The 16,883-nt window shown below is 37.8% G+C and carries 17 protein-coding genes, 2 tRNA genes, 1 rRNA gene and 1 pseudogene; 10 read left to right on the forward strand and 11 right to left on the reverse strand.

Features of this window, described 5'->3' with window-relative positions:
- Position 1: 1 nt before the first annotated feature.
- Entirely contained in the window at positions 2-262 is a 261-nt protein-coding gene (locus tag AMDU4_RS01630) for a DNA-directed RNA polymerase subunit H (RefSeq protein ID WP_021786256.1), read from the reverse strand.
- Between the two features lie 13 nt (positions 263-275).
- Positions 276-349 (reverse strand) — tRNA-Lys (locus tag AMDU4_RS01635).
- 150 nt (positions 350-499) lie between these two features.
- Between AMDU4_RS01635 and mtnA the strand changes: the two genes are divergently transcribed.
- Positions 500-1,516 (forward strand): S-methyl-5-thioribose-1-phosphate isomerase, encoded by a 1,017-nt coding sequence (gene mtnA, locus AMDU4_RS01640; protein WP_009887212.1) that lies wholly within the window; start codon positions 500-502, stop codon positions 1,514-1,516.
- Here the strand turns inward: mtnA and AMDU4_RS01645 are convergent.
- Together AMDU4_RS01645 and rrf are read right to left on the reverse strand one after the other, a co-directional pair.
- Positions 1,492-2,784, reverse strand: a complete 1,293-nt coding sequence (locus tag AMDU4_RS01645) for a tryptophan--tRNA ligase (RefSeq protein ID WP_021786257.1) — start codon at positions 2,782-2,784, stop codon at positions 1,492-1,494. The two genes, mtnA and AMDU4_RS01645, sit on opposite strands and share 25 nt — an antisense overlap.
- A gap of 63 nt (positions 2,785-2,847) precedes the next feature.
- Positions 2,848-2,968: ribosomal RNA gene (rrf, locus tag AMDU4_RS01650) — 5S ribosomal RNA — on the reverse strand.
- 122 nt (positions 2,969-3,090) lie between these two features.
- On the opposite strand from rrf, the gene AMDU4_RS01655 reads away from it, so the two are divergent.
- Positions 3,091-4,419: an MFS transporter gene (locus AMDU4_RS01655; protein ID WP_009887214.1), complete on the forward strand. Its 1,329-nt coding sequence runs from the start codon at positions 3,091-3,093 to the stop codon at positions 4,417-4,419.
- Between the two features lie 29 nt (positions 4,420-4,448).
- Here AMDU4_RS01655 and AMDU4_RS01660 read toward each other — a convergent pair whose 3' ends face one another.
- The 4 genes from AMDU4_RS01660 to AMDU4_RS01675 form a co-directional block, all read right to left on the reverse strand.
- Complete coding sequence (locus AMDU4_RS01660) at positions 4,449-5,387, reverse strand: deoxyhypusine synthase (RefSeq protein WP_021786258.1); 939 nt, start codon at positions 5,385-5,387, stop codon at positions 4,449-4,451.
- Between the two features lie 131 nt (positions 5,388-5,518).
- A tRNA-His gene (locus AMDU4_RS01665) sits at positions 5,519-5,590 on the reverse strand.
- A 42-nt stretch (positions 5,591-5,632) separates the two neighbouring features.
- On the reverse strand, positions 5,633-6,247 hold the full coding sequence (locus AMDU4_RS01670; RefSeq protein WP_009887216.1) for an METTL5 family protein: 615 nt from the start codon (positions 6,245-6,247) through the stop codon (positions 5,633-5,635).
- The gene (locus AMDU4_RS01675) at positions 6,228-6,533 is read right to left on the reverse strand and encodes a hypothetical protein (RefSeq protein ID WP_009887217.1); all 306 of its coding nucleotides are present in this window, start codon (positions 6,531-6,533) and stop codon (positions 6,228-6,230) included. Before AMDU4_RS01675 ends, AMDU4_RS01670 begins: the two co-directional genes overlap by 20 nt.
- Positions 6,534-6,669: 136 nt before the next feature.
- Here AMDU4_RS01675 and AMDU4_RS01680 point away from each other — a divergent pair, with 136 nt between their 5' ends.
- The 5 genes from AMDU4_RS01680 (at position 6,670) to AMDU4_RS01700 (ending at position 10,236) form a co-directional block, all read left to right on the forward strand.
- The gene (locus AMDU4_RS01680; RefSeq protein WP_009887218.1) at positions 6,670-7,563 is read left to right on the forward strand and encodes a heme o synthase; all 894 of its coding nucleotides are present in this window, start codon (positions 6,670-6,672) and stop codon (positions 7,561-7,563) included.
- 114 nt (positions 7,564-7,677) lie between these two features.
- A complete protein-coding gene (locus AMDU4_RS01685; protein ID WP_009887219.1) occupies positions 7,678-8,253 on the forward strand; it encodes an exosome complex RNA-binding protein Csl4 in 576 nt (191 codons plus the stop codon).
- Entirely contained in the window at positions 8,240-8,398 is a 159-nt protein-coding gene (locus AMDU4_RS01690) for a hypothetical protein (RefSeq protein ID WP_009887220.1), read from the forward strand. The genes AMDU4_RS01685 and AMDU4_RS01690 overlap by 14 nt, the downstream gene beginning before the upstream one ends.
- Positions 8,399-8,407: 9 nt before the next feature.
- Complete coding sequence (locus tag AMDU4_RS01695) at positions 8,408-8,623, forward strand: LSM domain-containing protein (RefSeq protein ID WP_009887221.1); 216 nt, start codon at positions 8,408-8,410, stop codon at positions 8,621-8,623.
- A gap of 38 nt (positions 8,624-8,661) precedes the next feature.
- A complete protein-coding gene (locus tag AMDU4_RS01700; RefSeq protein WP_009887222.1) occupies positions 8,662-10,236 on the forward strand; it encodes a DUF5591 domain-containing protein in 1,575 nt (524 codons plus the stop codon).
- A 128-nt stretch (positions 10,237-10,364) separates the two neighbouring features.
- Here the strand turns inward: AMDU4_RS01700 and sat are convergent, their stop codons facing one another.
- Both sat and AMDU4_RS01710 read right to left on the reverse strand, forming a co-directional pair.
- On the reverse strand, positions 10,365-11,513 hold the full coding sequence (sat, locus tag AMDU4_RS01705) for a sulfate adenylyltransferase (protein ID WP_009887223.1): 1,149 nt from the start codon (positions 11,511-11,513) through the stop codon (positions 10,365-10,367).
- Entirely contained in the window at positions 11,506-12,243 is a 738-nt protein-coding gene (locus tag AMDU4_RS01710) for a phosphoadenylyl-sulfate reductase (protein ID WP_009887224.1), read from the reverse strand. The genes sat and AMDU4_RS01710 overlap by 8 nt, the downstream gene beginning before the upstream one ends.
- 113 nt (positions 12,244-12,356) lie before the next feature.
- Here AMDU4_RS01710 and AMDU4_RS01715 point away from each other — a divergent pair, with 113 nt between their 5' ends.
- Entirely contained in the window at positions 12,357-13,346 is a 990-nt protein-coding gene (locus tag AMDU4_RS01715; RefSeq protein WP_290703891.1) for a phosphosulfolactate synthase, read from the forward strand.
- A gap of 54 nt (positions 13,347-13,400) precedes the next feature.
- Here the strand turns inward: AMDU4_RS01715 and tnpA are convergent.
- Positions 13,401-13,818: pseudogene (tnpA, locus tag AMDU4_RS14055) on the reverse strand (IS200/IS605 family transposase).
- A gap of 612 nt (positions 13,819-14,430) precedes the next feature.
- Here tnpA and AMDU4_RS01720 point away from each other — a divergent pair.
- Positions 14,431-16,014 (forward strand): hypothetical protein, encoded by a 1,584-nt coding sequence (locus AMDU4_RS01720; protein ID WP_009887227.1) that lies wholly within the window; start codon positions 14,431-14,433, stop codon positions 16,012-16,014.
- A 4-nt stretch (positions 16,015-16,018) separates the two neighbouring features.
- A complete protein-coding gene (locus AMDU4_RS01725) occupies positions 16,019-16,882 on the forward strand; it encodes a hypothetical protein (RefSeq protein WP_019841613.1) in 864 nt (287 codons plus the stop codon).
- The last annotated feature ends 1 nt before the right edge of the window (position 16,883 follow it).

Consider the following 16,883-nt stretch of genomic DNA (forward strand, 5'->3'; position numbering starts at 1 on the left):
ATCACATCACACTCTTTACAATAATTCTATAATATTCATAATAACCTGCTGTGGGACTTTTCCGGATAATTTTAACTATCCTGCCCGGTACAAGTTTTCCGTGAATTTCCTCCAGCGCCTTAATAGTGGGATCATTAATACCAATTTTGGGCAGGTCATCCTTTGTCACATTAAGCTTGGTTAAAACGCTTTCCTCTTCTTCCACAGGAACCAGATGGTGTTCTGGCACTATTTCGTGCTCAAGCACATTGAATTTACTCATATTTTCACCTAAACGGGTCCGAGGGGGTTTGAACCCCTGACCGCCTGGTTAAAAGCCAGACGCTCTACCTAGCTGAGCTACGGACCCACAATATGTAGTCAGCCATATACATTTGAAACATATAACTTTTTTTGTATTATGACATTACTAAATAGTATTTTAACGTTTTACTTTTTCTGGATTTGTGTAGGCTTAATTACATGAAAAATTTAATATCTATTTCTCTCATATTCCATAATGAAAGTTAACATAAACGGCGAATCAAAGGCAATTCTGGCAGTGTGGTTTGAAGAAAACCAGGTTAAGCTTATAGACCAGAGAAAAATTCCTGAAACAATTGAAATATACTCTGCAAAAAACAGTGATGATATTTATTATGCAATTAAGAATATGGTTGTTCGTGGCGCACCGGCAATAGGGGTTACTGCTGCATATGGGCTTGCCATGGCATCAAAAAATATGGAGGACATGGAAAAAGCAGTGAAAACAATATCATCGTCCAGGCCCACTGCATACGATCTTTTCAAAGCCATTGATTTCATGAAAGCAAATAATTTTTCTGAATCTGCAGCGAGGAGGTATGCACTGGAAATTACTGAAAGGTCAAGGAAGATAGGCGAATACGGGAACACGCTTATACAGGCCAATGACCATATTTTGACCCATTGCAATGCAGGTGCCCTTGCAGTTGTCGACTGGGGAACAGCCCTTGCTCCCATGAGAATAGCACATGATTCAGGCAAGAAAATATTTGTATATGTTGACGAGACAAGACCCCGGCTGCAGGGTGCAAAGCTTACTGCCTGGGAACTCCAGCAGGAGGGAATAGATTATTCCATAATAGCAGACAATGCAGCGGGATATTTCATGAAAAACGGGGACATTAACCTTGCAATTGTGGGAGCCGACAGAATAGCTGCTAATGGAGATTTTGCAAACAAGATAGGGACATATGAAAAAGCCGTGCTGGCAAAGGTGAACAATATACCTTTTTATGTTGCGGCTCCGGGAAGCACCTTTGATTTTTCACTTAAAACCGGAGAAGGAATACCAATAGAGGAGAGGGATGAAAATGAGGTACTAATGGTCAACAATTCAAGGCTGGGACCGGCTGAAGGACACGCCAAAAATCCGGCATTTGATGTCACACCCCATGAATATGTAACCGCATTCATAACGGAATATGGCATATTCAGGCCGGAGGAGCTTAGAAAACTGCATAGTTTAATTCATGAAGACCTCTTTATGAGGTAATTATCCAATTTTTTAAGTGATTCATCCTTTTTCTCAGCCAGTATTTTTAACATGCCTGATATATTTTCTGCTGCCTCTGATTTGCATGCTCCGCACATTCTAACACCTCCTTTGCATTCATCATAAACTCTAGTGACATACTTATCATCCGTGCTATGGTATTTATACAGTTCAAAAACAGGGCATATATCCGGGTTGCCACCATATTTTTTCTGTTCTTCTATGGTCTGTTTGCCGCCAGTAACTGCATGTTTTATCTTTCTAGTAGCTTCTTCTCCACTATCATTAAGGCTAATCAGGGAGTCAGGAATCGATGATGACATTTTACCCCCTTTCAATCCCGTTTCCAGTTTCTGGAATGTTGCGGATGGTTCTATGAAGGCGAAATCATTTATGGCACTTTCCTCCAGTACAAGAATCATATCTATTTTTATTCTATCCTCAACCGATGAGTTTTTTATGTATAGGGCACGGTATTCATAATTTGCATTGCTTTCATATCCATTTTCCGCCAGAATTTCCATGGCACGATCTATTTTATCTTTTGGATCCTCATTTCCCTTTATATAAACGGAAATTTTGCTGTTTTCCACTTTCACATTATAAACCCTGAGCCTTTTAGCTATATCGCGCATGAGCCTTATATGCGGGTCCTGGTCAACTCCCACAGGGACAATTGTGGCTCTTGGTCCTCCCAGGTGTTTCAACTGTGTGTGCAACACATCAGCAGCCTGTATGATAGGGGAATTTACATGCAAAATGGAGGATGAATCCGTAAGCCCATATATTGCCTTCAATTCATTCATGTTTGTCTCATTTGAGAGTACAAAAGCTAAACTTTGGGTATCATAATTCTCAGACTGGAAATATATCTTGCATGGTTTCAGTCCCATTGAAATATAATTGGCTATATATTCATTTATAGCGATTTCACGGGCTTTTTTGAACCCTATACCTCTCGTTGCATAGGATTCAAGATCGGCAACAGCAATGTATACGTCCGCCCCCAGTGACTGGAAGTATATTATCTGGTCAATAGAAAGCTTATTTCCAAGATGCATCTGGCCAGAGGGCATTAAACCGGTCATGGCATTGAATTTAATCCTATTCTTAATGGAATATTCAAGATAATCCAATCCTCTCTGGCCGAATATCAGATGTCTTCTGAACATAAAATAGTCAAAGTAGTTGTCCGGCCTTTGAATGCCAAATTCCTTAATCAATTTCTCATAATCGAAATACTGTGAGGAACTCCATGGATTAATCATAATACCCAATGGAAATTATATTAATTAATTTTCCTTAAAAACCAATAAAAAATGGACATTGAAAAACGACAGCGAAACATAGTTCCCGTCCCCTCGCGGAAGATAGTACAGTATGCAACACATCGGACTTAACCGTCGGGTTCGGAATGAGACCTGGTATTTCCCCGATGTTATGACCGTCGTCAACACTTAATCAATAACAGATATATAAATATTTTTTTTAACAGGGGCCATATAATATTACCTATATACTTAATTTTAAGTAAATACTAATTATTTATATATTACATTGCTATAATCCATGGAATGAACAGCTATAAGACAATATCAGATGCACCCTCTTCGCCATTTCTAAGGAAAATTACTGTACTTTCTTCCATGGGGGTTATGATGGATGGTTACACGCTCACAGTTTTTTCCTATGCATTGCTCTATCTGATAAACGTAATGTCACTGAAAAGCTATGAAATCTCAATTATGGGGATATCATCAATAGGTGGAGTTCTTATAGGCAGTTTTATTTCCGGATACATTGCCGACATCTACGGAAGGAGGTTCATATATATTTACGACCTTTTTCTTGTTTCAATATTTATCTTTCTTACAGGCCTTGCAACAAATTATATCAATTTTTCAATTCTTGAGTTGATAGTTGGTATTGGAATAGGTGCAGATTATCCTGTAAGTTCATCAATCCAGGCAGAATTCTCGCCAACAAAGTCCAGGGGAAAGTTTATGTTTTTTAACATATTTTCATTTTCCATTGGTTCTCTTATATTTCTGGGGTTTGCCGTGCCGCTTGTTCTGTTTACAGGAGTCAATGCATGGCGTTATATGTACATGATAGGAGCTGTTTTTCCTATTCTTGTTCTATATTCAAGGAAAAAAATACCAGAAAGCCCATACTGGGTACAGCATAAATATGGTAAAGTGGCCGGTGAAGAGGCAAAGGACAAATTCGAAGCATCAACAGGGTATTCAATCGAAAACCTTCCGGAAATAAGCCCGGGAAAGACAAGGCTGAGGGATGTTTTTAAGGGAAAATATGCAGCATACATCATATTCATTTCCATAGCATGGTTCTCCTATGATATTGTGAGTTATGGCATATGGACATATTCACCACTTATATTCTCTACTGAAATAACATCATATTATGCCGACCTCTATGTGGTCTTTACCGGAATGGCAGAATCAATACCAGTAGTAATAGGATTTCTAATTGCCATATACTATGTTGACCGTATTGGCCGCCGTTTTCTCCTTATTATTGGATTCCTGGGGTCATTTGCCGTACTGATATTATTCTTTTTTGTTAACCAGTACATGGTTGTAGGGCTACTGATGACTTTCAGTGCTTTCGGTTTTGTCCACTTTTTCCATAACGTTGGGCCAAGCCCGATTACATATACATATCCTGTGGAAATATTTCCAACAAGAATACGGGGAACTGCTATGGGCTTCGCTACATCTGTATCCCGTATTGGGTCTATAGTTGCTGTTTTCTCATTTCCAATAATAGATGCATTATACGGATTAAAGGCAATAATTATATTCTTTGCCATATTCGAATTCATTGGACTGGCCCTTACTCTGAAATATGCCCCAGAAACAAAAGGAAAGGCATTAACCTGAATTTATAAAACTAATAAATAGATAAAAGTTCAAAGAAACGGTGCAACCATAATGGGAAGAATGGCCGTTGCATCCCCATAAATATTTACAAATTTTGCATCCTTTCTTACTTTCTTCCACGTGATGGCTTCCTCAAGCTTTGCACCAGACAATGACCCATCGTATTCCTGCGCTGTGGTTATGTAAACTGCCTCGTTAAGGCCATCCCTGAACTGATTCCACCATATTGTATGGTGCTTAGAAATGCCACCGCCTATCATCAGTGCACCTGTTTTCTTTGCATCAAAAACTATGTCCGAAAGCCTGTGTTCATCTTCCAGCAAATTTATCCTGAAATCATGGTGCATCTCATAGAAAGACCATAACTGTGATCCAAAAGAGCCATCGGTTATGCCGGGCACAAATACCGGTATCCCATTCTTTGCGGCATTATATAGAATTGAGTTCTCATTGTTCAGCTTTAACCCAACCTCCCTAATCAGGTCTACAGGTGCCCATTCTTTCTTTTTGCTGTATAGCTCCTCTATCATGGGCATCAGTTTTTCCTCTATTATGACACCATAGCTTTCATCAGGGACAAATACATTCCCCAACCTGTTTATATTCATGTCCTTAAGTTTTTCATCGCCAAAATTGAATGTACCTGCATAATAATCGGTATACACACGTGCAATATCATGGTCCAGTGTTCCGTTGGTGGTGATAATAACATCGACAAGTTTGTTTTTTACAAGCTGGTTTATTATACCTCTTGTGCCAGTGGATATTATATCTGCTGGGAATGAAAGAAATGTGGTTTCATCTGATGTAAATTCCTCCTTTAAAATCTGATAACCCTCAAATATCTTTTTTGATGTGAAACCGCCGCTGGTGCCAAACATTTCCATTAATTGCATTAAAGTAGTGTTTTTATTTATCTTCATGTCCTTTACAGGATTCTTTAACAAATCCTCTCTTTTTATTTCCATGGGACATGATAGTAATTTTATAATTCAATCTATCGGTTTCATTCCCTATGCGGTCTTTAAACATGTTATTTAGTGGCAAAAGGAATAACAATTGATCATAGTATTCCTATAGCTACAGAAAAAGAAACAAGGGCCGGGACCGGGAATCGAACCCGGGTCCGGGGATCCACAGTCCCCAAGGATGTCCATTACCCCACCCCGGCCATTTGAACCAATGGATATTATAACTATGTATAATTATTTTTTTAATTCTTAATGCCATATACAAGCAGTGATTCTATTTCATGGTATGCCTCAGTGTGGTGTGGATATATCCTGGGGACCTTTATAAAAATCCTTTCCTGCCTTATTAACCGCATTCTTTCTGAATAAAATTCTTTTATATATCCATAACTCTTTATATTGTGTATGCTGTATATGTGTGTCCCTATTTCCAGGGCTTTTATTATGAATGGCATGTCGTCATGCTTTATAACAGATCCAAATGGCGGATTCATTATGACCGTATCATAATTGCCATGAACCTCTGAAATACTAGAATTTATGAATTCAGCACATGGAAACGGTTCTGCATTCCTTCTGGATATCTCAATCATAGCAGGGTCTATGTCTATTCCCGTAGCATGGCTCGCCCCAAGGTAGCACGACCCTATGGCGAATATTCCAGTGCCCGTTCCAAGATCTATTACTGTTTTTCCTAAAATATTTCCGTCCATGTATGCTTCAGTCAAAAGGGTTGACGCAGAGTTTGCATCAGTGGGATACTGTTCCAGATCAATATTATAGGAAGCTGGTTTTTCAAGCATGGACAAAAAAATTTCCAGCGATTTCTTATTTATCTTATTCCTGTGCGGTTCCAACTGCCATCTCCAATATGTTTTTTGCGAGTTTTTTGGCTACCGGCATTTCATTGCCTCTCTCTATGAGTATTTTTTCAATTTTTCTTACAGCCCTCTGCTTTTTCCATGTACCATTTTCATGAACCGCAAGAACAATATATTCTGCTATTTCCCTGTCAACATTAATGCCAAATCTTTCACGTATTTTTATTTGCCAAACTGGGACGAGAACTCCAGGGATATCCCTTAAGCTATTATCGTTTCTTGTCCTTTCCATGATTTTGTTGATGTTGTTTCCGTCTGACATTAGTCTTTCATTGATAACAACCTTATAAACATTTCATTTTTATTGTCTTGATCATTAATCCTGTAAGTTTAATAGCTATAAATTTCATGGATTAGCCAATATATTTATTTAAGATTAACATAAAGATTAAGATTTAATGCCAAGTAAAATAGCTATATATATAGAATACTCAAAACCAAAGGTCTGGTGGCTTCTAGTTTTTATTGCTTTTGGTGGGGCTATACTGGCTGTTAATAATTTTTCTTTTAATAACATAATAATGATACTTGTGGCTATTGCAGCTGTTACAATGGGGTCAATGGGCGCTGAGGGTTTGACAAATTACATTGACCTTGAAATGGACTCTACAATGGAAAGAACCAAAAATAGGCCATTGCCAACTGGCGAGATAACCAAAAAACAGGCTCTTATGTTCGGCTACTCCCTTGCAGTACTGTCTGTGATAATACTGCTGGCATTCAGAAGATTCATAGCATCTATATTCATGTCAATCGGGATATTTGACAATGTATTCATCTACAGTTATCTTCTTAAAAAGGTTTCACCCTACAGTATTATTTATGGTGGCTTTTCCGGCGCTTTTCCGGTCCTTATAGGATGGTATACTATAACATCAGACTTTTCATGGCTTCCATGGATATTATTTTTCCTTGTCATGTTCTGGATTCCCGTTCATGTATGGAGCCTTGCATACAGATACAGGGAAGATTATAAAAAGGCAAATGTACCAATGTTTCCAGTCACTCATTCCGACAGGTCTACAGCAATTGCCATATCATTTTCATCAGTATTACTGATAGTATTCTCTTTAATACCCTATTTTATGGGGTTTTACAATCTTGTTTATCTTATACCAGTAGCAATTTTATCAATTCCTGTAATAATATTCTCATACAATTTCATAAAAAATCCAGGGAGAAAAACCTCTTTCCGGCTGTTTGTGTATACTGCGCCGTATCTCACATTTGTATTCACCCTTATTATAATATTGAACGTGTTGCGGCTATTAAATTTACTTCATTCTGCCTGAGGGTACCAATCAAAAAATTAATAATAAATGAATTACTTAATATAAAAGCATGTTATGCACATATGTTGAATCAACCAGTAATTGATAATTGCATAGCGTGATAGAGGTAATTGAATGGAACAAGTTAAAGATATAGTATTCCCAGGTGACATAATAGCCAAGGAGGAAGAATACCTTTCAGGAAAGAATACACAGGACATTGATGGTGATGTCATATCTACTGCTTTCGGAAGAGTCAGCAGGGATGACAAATCTCTTACCATATCGGTTGATACATCCAGGCAGCCAGTAATAGTAAAGAGATATGACATTGTATATGGCAAAATAATAAAAATATTAAACAAGGAGGCAGTAATATTGATTTCAGGGGTTGTAAAAGGAAATGCCCTTGTACCGGCCAACACAGAGGCCAGGCTTAAGTTGCCAATTCCCAACAAAACTATGTATTCTCATATTATTACTCTTGGAGACCTTGTAAGGGCAAAAATTATAAGTACACGACCACTTTATGCCACAATATTTGACCCCAATCTTGGTATACTGAAGAGCAAATGTACAATATGCAGGAGCGACCTAGTTGCAGAGAATGGAAAACTATACTGCAGGAACTGTGGGAGAGTCGAGCAGAGAAAAATTGCCTCAGATTATGGCAATATAAATATATCAGGTGTTAATTATGAAAGAAGCTGATAAAATAAAGGACGTCCAGGAGCTTTCCAGAGAAGTTAGGGATATGAGAAAGGAAATAGATAGTATGAAGGAGCTTTTAGGTGGCCTGATAAAAGTCATGATGGACCATGACAATCAGTTTAACGACGAGGATGAATATAATTAGGTGAATAAAATGGCAACATTACCAATGAAAATGCTTGAGGAAAATTTAAACAAAAAAGTTACGTTATTATTAAAGGACAACAGGTCGCTTGTAGGTACACTGGTTGGGTATGATGAGTATATGAACATGACCCTGGACGATGCAGAGGAGAACGGAGAGGTTCAGAGAAAAATCGGCAAAGTCATCATACGTGGAAGCAATGTGGTAAGGATCACCACAAAATAATTTTTAAAAGTATATATAATCTGTTTTAATAGCATTCTATGCCTGAAAAGATAAAAGACAAACAATACGTGATGGGATTCACATGGGCAGGATACAGAAATGGAAAAAGATTCCCAATTTTATTAAACACATTTTCAGATGACTATAAAAATGAGAAGGATAGTATAGAAATATTGGGAGAAAAATTTCAAAAAAAAATATACTATCCATCCTTCCTTAGCGGCGAAAAAATTATTGAAGGGAATGATATAATCATAATATACAATGGCCTTGAATTAATACAGAGGCCAGTGCACCTCGTTTCGTTTCTTATGGAATTACGGAAAAAATACGGTTTCACAAAAATGTTTTATCTCCAGGGAATTTCAGATCCATATCTTATGCCGGTACTGTCCTATCTTGGGGTCAATATTTTTGACGATCTGTATATAAGAAAGGAAAGCAGGGAACATATAAAATACAACGTTGCCGGGAAATCAAGAGTTGATTATGAACCCTTTGAAGAGAACATACAATTTGCAGAATCTATACTGGAATCAATTTTTGTCTCAACCCGGGATAACACATTGCGGGAAATAGTAGAAAAAATTGCCATATCTGGAAAGGCAATGGAAATATTGAGAATAGCAGACACAAGATATTATGAAGATTTTTCCAGTGTATTTCCATCAAGGACACCCTATATCCAGGCCAACTCCCTGGAGTCACTCAACAGGCCTGATATTGTTGCTTACAGAAATAAAATATCATCCTATGTAAAACCAGACCGCAGGAATATTGCACTTCTGCTTCCATGTTCCGCCAAAAAACCCTATTCTGATTCAAAAACCCATAAGAAAATACTTTCAGGAATATGGCAGTACAGAAGATATCTCCACGAATTGATTGTTACATCCCCCGTTGGGCTAGTTCCCCGGGAGCTGGAAAAGGGATACCCCGCCCGTTTTTATGATATACCTGTCATAGGCACATGGTATGAGGATGAAAAACTCATGATGAAAAATCTCATTTCTGCATATTTTAACAAAAATAGATATGAAGATGTAATAGCATATATACCGGAGGACCTTGATTTTGTTCGTGATGCCATACCAGACAATGCAAAAATAATAGAGGGAAAAGTTACAGATGATAATAATATAGCAAGGCTTGCAACTGTTTTGAAGGACACCGTGACAGCAGAAAGTCAATATGCCAAGAAACTGGATGATTACCGTGCTTTATTGAGGTTTCAATTTGGTGACTGGATAATTCCATACATTTCCAATGTAAAGTTAATAAACAGTTTCCATCAGGACATGATTGTGGAGGGCAGCAGAATACTTTTCGTGTACAATGAATCCATAGGGCGTTTTTCCATTACTCCGGAATCGGGAAAATTTTTCCTTGAAAATGATAAATTCAATGTTTCAATAGATGATTTCAGGCCCACATCTACTGTATATGCCATGGGCATTCAGAATGCCACACCGGATATAAAAGCCTTTGATGAGGTCATAATGACATACAACAATGAATTAAGGGGGACCGGTACAGCATTAATGCCATCAAGGGCCATGGTAGACCTGAATAACGGTGCGGCTGTGAAGGTAAGATCGGGAATTAGGAATTAATATCCACTGCACTCAAACCTTATGTATTGTTATAGTGCCTCCGTTTCATTCGCCTAGTAGTCACATCTTAATATTTTCCACATCCTGTTCTTTACTTATTCACTGCATAATTACATTCGCATTCCTGTCTAAACTCGCTCGACAAATTTATTATCATGCCTGTTTATTGTTTCATATACGTCTTTTCTAAAGAGATAAGTTTCTGGAGATAATCCGTTTTTCAAAGTATCCCTCACCATTGTTCCACTGAAATGAACTCTATCTCCATCCACATGGGAACAATCCCGCGAAGTTGCCAGCTGTTCGCACTTCTTGCAGTAAAAGACCTCATCCATATTCATGATTTCTATGCCAAGTTCAAAGGCCTGGAGATTTTTCTGGGCGTCATATGGTCCATAAAAGTTTCCGATACCAGCGTGATCCCTTCCCACTACAAAGTGGGTGCACCCGAAATTCTTTCTCATGATTGCATGTATCATGGCCTCTCTGGGCCCTCCATATGACATTTCATAGTGAAGGGGTGAAAAGAGGACTCTGTTTGAAGGGTAATAATTATTTATGAGGGTATCGTATGATTTCATAATAATCTCGTCCCTGTAATCACCCGGTTTCTTTTTACCAATTACAGGATTTATGAAAATGCCGTCCGTAACACGCAGTGCAGTTCTCTGCATCTCTTCATGCCCCCTGTGTGGAACATTTCTTGTCTGGAATCCAGTAACGGTTTTCCACCCTCTTTCCAGAAATATCTGCCTTGTGTCCACCGGAAAAAGTGTTTCTTTCAGGAATGGAATTTCTGGAAGGTTAGCTGACTTGATTTCCCCGGCCATACATATACCCGTACTTTCCCTGATGTTTCTGACACCCGGATGGTCGGTTGAGGTGGTTCCAAATACTTTCCGGCAGTATTCAATCCTGTCATATCTGTAAATATCTGTTACATCCATTATGGCAATTACCCCTGAGTTCTGGCTTAACCTGACAGTATCACCTGCTCTTACACATCTGAATTCTTTCTCTCCTATGTCCAGTGTGTATGGAATGCTCCATGGAAGACCATTTTCCAGACGTTGGTTCTCAACCACAGAATGGAAATCACTTTCTCCCATGAATCCCTTTAAAGGACTTAGGATTCCCATCTTCATATTCATTATCCTGATGGCAGTGCCGTAGCTAACTTCAATTGTATGGTGTGCTTCCCTATCACTGACATCAGGGATATTAACAAGTTTTCCACCATGCGCTGAGAGATTCATATTTGCCGGAGAGTTAATCAACAATATCACCAGAATTCTTTCCCAAATTAAGATCTGTATTGACGCCTCCTGTCAAATGAAGGCCGCATTCCTTTACGCCGTTCTCCCACCACCACCTTCCAGATCTTTCGTCATCATCCTTTCCCACTGCCTTTGTACATGGCTGGCAACCTATGCTCTTATAGTTCTGGTCAAACAGAATGTTGTATGGAACTTTGTGAATACTCACATATGACCATATTTCATCCCTGCTCCAGTCCAGAAGTGGATTGACTTTCCAGACATTGTGATCCCTTACATATTCAACTTTTCTGGCATTTTTTCTTGCAACAGTCTGTTCTGCCCTTATTCCTGTGATCCAAACCGACCTTTTGCGAAGTATATTTTTAAGTGGTTTTACCTTTCTCACATTACAGCAAAAATGGCGGTTATCTAACGAATGGTAGAAAAGATTGATTCCTCTGGAATTGATCATGTCCTCAACATCTTCTCTTTCAGGGAAATATATTTTTAAATCAATACCCATCTCCGACCTTACCGTTTCCATAAGCTGGTATGTTTCATCCGGGAGTCTTCCTGTATCTATAGTCGCAATTTCAACATTAATATTATTTCTGGCAATCATATCTGTGATGACCATGTCTTCCAGCCCCAGGCTTGAAGTGAACACAGCACCTTTTCCATAATATTTCCCAATTTTTCCCAGCATTTCAACCGGATTCAGATCCTGTAAATCCAAATATTCTTCCATCTTCTATAATTTTCAATTTATTGAAATAATTATCAGAATGGGAAGTTTTGAACCGTTATGGGCAATATAGGGACAATGCGAAAACCATATACCAAACATCTCCTTTATGTACTGTGAATATTAACAGACTTTCTGAAAATATTATCAATGACAAAACCTGGAACAGTTCAATGGGGAAAAATATGCTTCTGGACAAACTTTCTTCAGTGGATATGGATGTTATTTCCAGCCTTAGGGAAAGAATTTATGTTATGAAGATAGGTTGGACGACTTCAATGTTACTGGATGAAAAAACACTGATCAACAGGATAAAAAGATACAGAGGCCTCGGAATTGATGTAAGCCCAGGAGGTACAACACTTGAGATAGCCTATGCGAAAGGCCATCTGGAACGAACTCTTTCAAGTCTTCTCCAATATGGATTTTCTCACCTGGAAATCAGTGAAGGAGTTATAGACCTCCCAGACTCCCAAAAGAAAAAAATTGTTGATTTTGCAAAATCAAATAACATCCCTTTCACCATGGAAGTTGGAAAAAAGAGTGAAAAAAACCAGCTCAGCCTGGATGAAACCATTGAAGGGGTAAATCGCGATCTGGAATACGAACCTGATGTTGTCATAGTAGAGGGAAGGGAAACTGGAAAAGGTGTGGGAGTATTCGACATTGAAGGATTAATAAAATGGGACTGGGTAACCCGGCTTGCTGAGAACTTCCCGATTGAGAAACTCATGTTTGAAGCGCCTGTAGAAAGACAGCAGGTAGAGCTTGTGATCAGGATGGGTAACACGGTGAATCTTGGAAACATCGCTCCTGCAAGTCTCGCAGCGCTTGAGACCCAGAGACTCGGGCTAAGGGGGGACACCTTCGGGATTCCCTCTTCCTCCACTTCTGTTGAGGGCCCGCCATCAAATAAATTTATATATTATGTTATTTCGGACCATGGCCCACTGGATCAGGCGGGAATAATGGATCTTACAGGCTTGAACAGAAAAACCGTTCAGAACGCTTTGAAGGAACTTGTCTCAAGTGGCATTGTGAGGGAATCATTCTACAGAAATGACTTGAGAAAACGTATTTACAGTGCTTCATCCAATCTCCGGTGACAGATTCCACGTTCACCCCTATCTGGAGGAACTCTGATTTCCATGAGCCTGAATCTATAGATTCTCCTGATTAACCTCCTGTGAATCCACATACCATTTCAGGATATCTAATGTGACCTGATCGGATGTTACAAGAAAGTAGTAAGGAGACCAGAACTTTCCCTTTGACAGTTTTTTCTTTATTTCATGGAATTTGCGCTGTATCTCCCTTGATGTTATTGTTTGACCGCATTGATGAATTGTGGTATGTTAAGGAGGAGTGTAACCTTGAAAGGCATGTGAAAGTGATCCTTACCTCATTCTACATACAGTATATACACATCAAAGGTTTCAGAAATCTCTCTGGTTTTAATCTTAAGGAAATCCACAACGGCATCATTTGTAAATACTTTCTTCCGGTATTTCACCGGCTAGATAAAGTGATATTACAACGAATAACGGAGCGCGAACCTTTATCCAGGTAATATGCCATAGATAACTTTTTTCTGTCGCTTTTATCATATCACTGGTGGGAAGACTTCTCGCTCACTGTGTTAAATGTGGTGTTCGTTTAATGACTTAATGCAAAATTATGGGATTAACAGTCAGCCAGAATAAGAATACCGAAATTTTCTTTATTGTAATTTACACAAAAATCCATTAGAATGAAACCCTCTGAGTTTATTATGTAGATGAATTTCTGGAAAGAACATTTAAACACTATTCTTATGTAATGAATAAGAGGAATAACAGAAGTACCTGAATAAGGCTTCAACTCCTATAGAAAAGTACCAGTGGAGTACAGAGAATTCAAGCCTCATGGGGATAATATAAGTCTATGTTTAAACAAGTTCTGTCAGTTAAACAGGAAACCTCTGTGCTTTAGGAAGAGACACATCACATTGTTATCCTTCGTCAGATCCGTCATATTATCATGGTATATGGATGACTGTGCCAGCATGTGTGTATGCTACACCAAATCTATTTTCCTAAAATATTTTTCACACGAATCTTTTCCTGTTTTTCATACATTATCAATTACATTACCGGATAAAGGTGAAATGGTAAGACAAACATTTATATATAGTCAGACGTTTACATTATTATGCACCGTAGATATATTACATTTATATCCCTGCTGGTTGTAGCAATGTTCTCAATAATGCCCTTATCACAACTATCTTCTCCCTCTATTGCAATTGATTCAAATTCTCCAAATAAAATAAATCCATCTCTATCAAATGGGCTCTTAGGTGAAGTTGTAAATTCATGGCATGTATCAGGCAAAACATGTGCACCATCATCAGCAAGCATAGAGAGTGCAATTACACTTAAGATAGATGTAACATCATTCTCAGAATCAAGTGGTGCAGGTGATACAGCACTGTACTTTATTGTATCAGGAGTAAATGTACATACAGTCTATATTGGCGGTACCGGTGTATATACATATACATGGGATGTAAACTCTATGCCTGGCAATATTAATTTCCATGCAGAATACCTTTCAGGATCAGAATTCTATTCGATGCATTCTATGGCACCAGAACCATCAGTATTCTTCCACAATTCATATTCCACATTCGGCAATTCAAACATACATGTTGAGAAGTACATGAATGAGATGGGCTATGACGGGAATAATACCATATACCTGTCGTCTCCAGACTCAGGAAGCTATTCAGTATACGGATATACAAATTTAGGAATTGCAAAAAACAGCATAAATGATTGTGGCAGCACTTCAAATTACCAGAATGATAGCGTTATCCTAAAATCCATTTATGATATTACTAACAATAGTGGAAATCTTTCCATAACAATACCGTTAATATCAAGCGGAATATCGAATGATATTATTTTTCCAACATCAAATCCTAATAATCCCGATACATTTTATACTGCGTTCTACCAGAGAATAGGGTTGACAATGATAAATGCTCCGCCAGGTGCAAATACTAATATACAAAAATCTTACAATCAAGGATTAAACGTAACTGGTCCAAGCTGTAAGGGAATAACTCCAAAACAGGCCTACAGAAACATAGGCATTCAACTAATTTCCCAGCTGCCATGGGCTGGATATGTTACTGGCCAGTATTCCATATACAAAGATCTCTATGCACTGTCCGGGATTGGGGAACATATCCCTGACGCAATTGGCAGCGGATCAGTATTTGAGGCATATACCATTAATGGTGGCAATCCATGTACTGATGGCCATGGAAAAAATGTATTTGGAGGCATAGAGCTTGTAAAAATAGATATTCCACTTAACGAATTAAAACATTCATTCAGAATAAATATGTTTTCTACAAATTATTATGAGTGCGTTGGTCCTACAGGGATAATCAAGAGCGCAAATGCGTCAGAAACCATAAATGCAGTTACTTCCTCGGCAATATACGGCACAGTGGGATTAAAACCGGGATGTTCAGATGGAAATCATAATTATGACACATCACTTAACTCTAATGTTTATATAAAAAGCGTAAATAGTGGTAATTTTTACAAAGTTCCTATAAAAAATGGAAATTATTTATTCTTCGCTAAACCCAATACTAAATATGAATTATTTTACAGGAGCGGATCTAATTTTGAAAAATTTAAAGATAATTCGAATTCAATTATTTCATATATAGACTCTAAAAATCCTGGACAATCCACTTCAATAAATTTATATGAGTGATACCATGAACCTAAAATCCCATTATAAAATAATAATTTCGATTATAATTGTGATAATACTATTCCTGCCACTGATTATCTACTATTACCCATATAATAATACAGAATACAACAACAATGGTGAAAGTATCAATGTAAAATATTTCCATAATGAATATTCAATATATGCCTGCATGTTTAACTCTAATTATTCTGCAAGCTCCTATTCCCTGGGCAATAGTGAATCATACCTGAATACAACATTAACAAACCCGGCATACTATCAACTTGAAGGATGTTTAATATCCCATATAAATATAAGCATGAAAAACATCGATGCAAGGTATGTCTATATAGCAACTACAGGCGACAATAATAATCAATATGTTCAGATAACAGGCACACATCTCCCAATTAACTGTAAACAAGAAGGGAATAAATGGATTAACAAATATAGTTCATTTGATAATCTCCACAGCATGGGTATAAACTTTGTTATCCCTAATTTCTACCTGCATAATGGTAATTATAATTTTACCCTTACTGTATCAGCTGGCAAACTGCATAACACATTCAATATCCACACTGAGAAGGAGAGTGCAATATACGGCACAGTGGGATTAAAACCGGGATGTTCAGATGGAAATCATAATTATAATGTTTCATACAATTCAACAATGTTTGTTTACAATATTAACACAAGTTCATTCAAAATTGTAAATATACAAAACGGTCAATTTTATTTCTTTACAAATCCAGGGGATTGGTATAAGATATATTATTTAAACGGCGAAAATCTGAGTATGTTCAAGGACAATAGTGCTAATAATATTACTATAATAAAAATGCCATCAAGAATGATTTCTGAGGAATATTATATTTATGAGTGAT

The sequence above is a fragment of the Ferroplasma sp. Type II genome, from assembly GCF_000496155.1.

Coding starts and splice junctions, on each gene's coding strand:
- AMDU4_RS01630 (WP_021786256.1), bottom strand. CDS start 262: ATGAGTAAATTCAATGTGCTTGAGCACGAAATAGTGCCAGAACACCAT.
- mtnA (WP_009887212.1), top strand. CDS start 500: ATGAAAGTTAACATAAACGGCGAATCAAAGGCAATTCTGGCAGTGTGG.
- AMDU4_RS01645 (WP_021786257.1), bottom strand. CDS start 2,784: ATGATTAATCCATGGAGTTCCTCACAGTATTTCGATTATGAGAAATTG.
- AMDU4_RS01655 (WP_009887214.1), top strand. CDS start 3,091: ATGAACAGCTATAAGACAATATCAGATGCACCCTCTTCGCCATTTCTA.
- AMDU4_RS01660 (WP_021786258.1), bottom strand. CDS start 5,387: ATGGAAATAAAAAGAGAGGATTTGTTAAAGAATCCTGTAAAGGACATG.
- AMDU4_RS01675 (WP_009887217.1), bottom strand. CDS start 6,533: ATGTCAGACGGAAACAACATCAACAAAATCATGGAAAGGACAAGAAAC.
- AMDU4_RS01680 (WP_009887218.1), top strand. CDS start 6,670: ATGCCAAGTAAAATAGCTATATATATAGAATACTCAAAACCAAAGGTC.
- AMDU4_RS01685 (WP_009887219.1), top strand. CDS start 7,678: ATGGAACAAGTTAAAGATATAGTATTCCCAGGTGACATAATAGCCAAG.
- AMDU4_RS01690 (WP_009887220.1), top strand. CDS start 8,240: ATGAAAGAAGCTGATAAAATAAAGGACGTCCAGGAGCTTTCCAGAGAA.
- AMDU4_RS01695 (WP_009887221.1), top strand. CDS start 8,408: ATGGCAACATTACCAATGAAAATGCTTGAGGAAAATTTAAACAAAAAA.
- AMDU4_RS01700 (WP_009887222.1), top strand. CDS start 8,662: ATGCCTGAAAAGATAAAAGACAAACAATACGTGATGGGATTCACATGG.
- AMDU4_RS01710 (WP_009887224.1), bottom strand. CDS start 12,243: ATGGAAGAATATTTGGATTTACAGGATCTGAATCCGGTTGAAATGCTG.
- AMDU4_RS01720 (WP_009887227.1), top strand. CDS start 14,431: ATGCACCGTAGATATATTACATTTATATCCCTGCTGGTTGTAGCAATG.
- AMDU4_RS01725 (WP_019841613.1), top strand. CDS start 16,019: ATGAACCTAAAATCCCATTATAAAATAATAATTTCGATTATAATTGTG.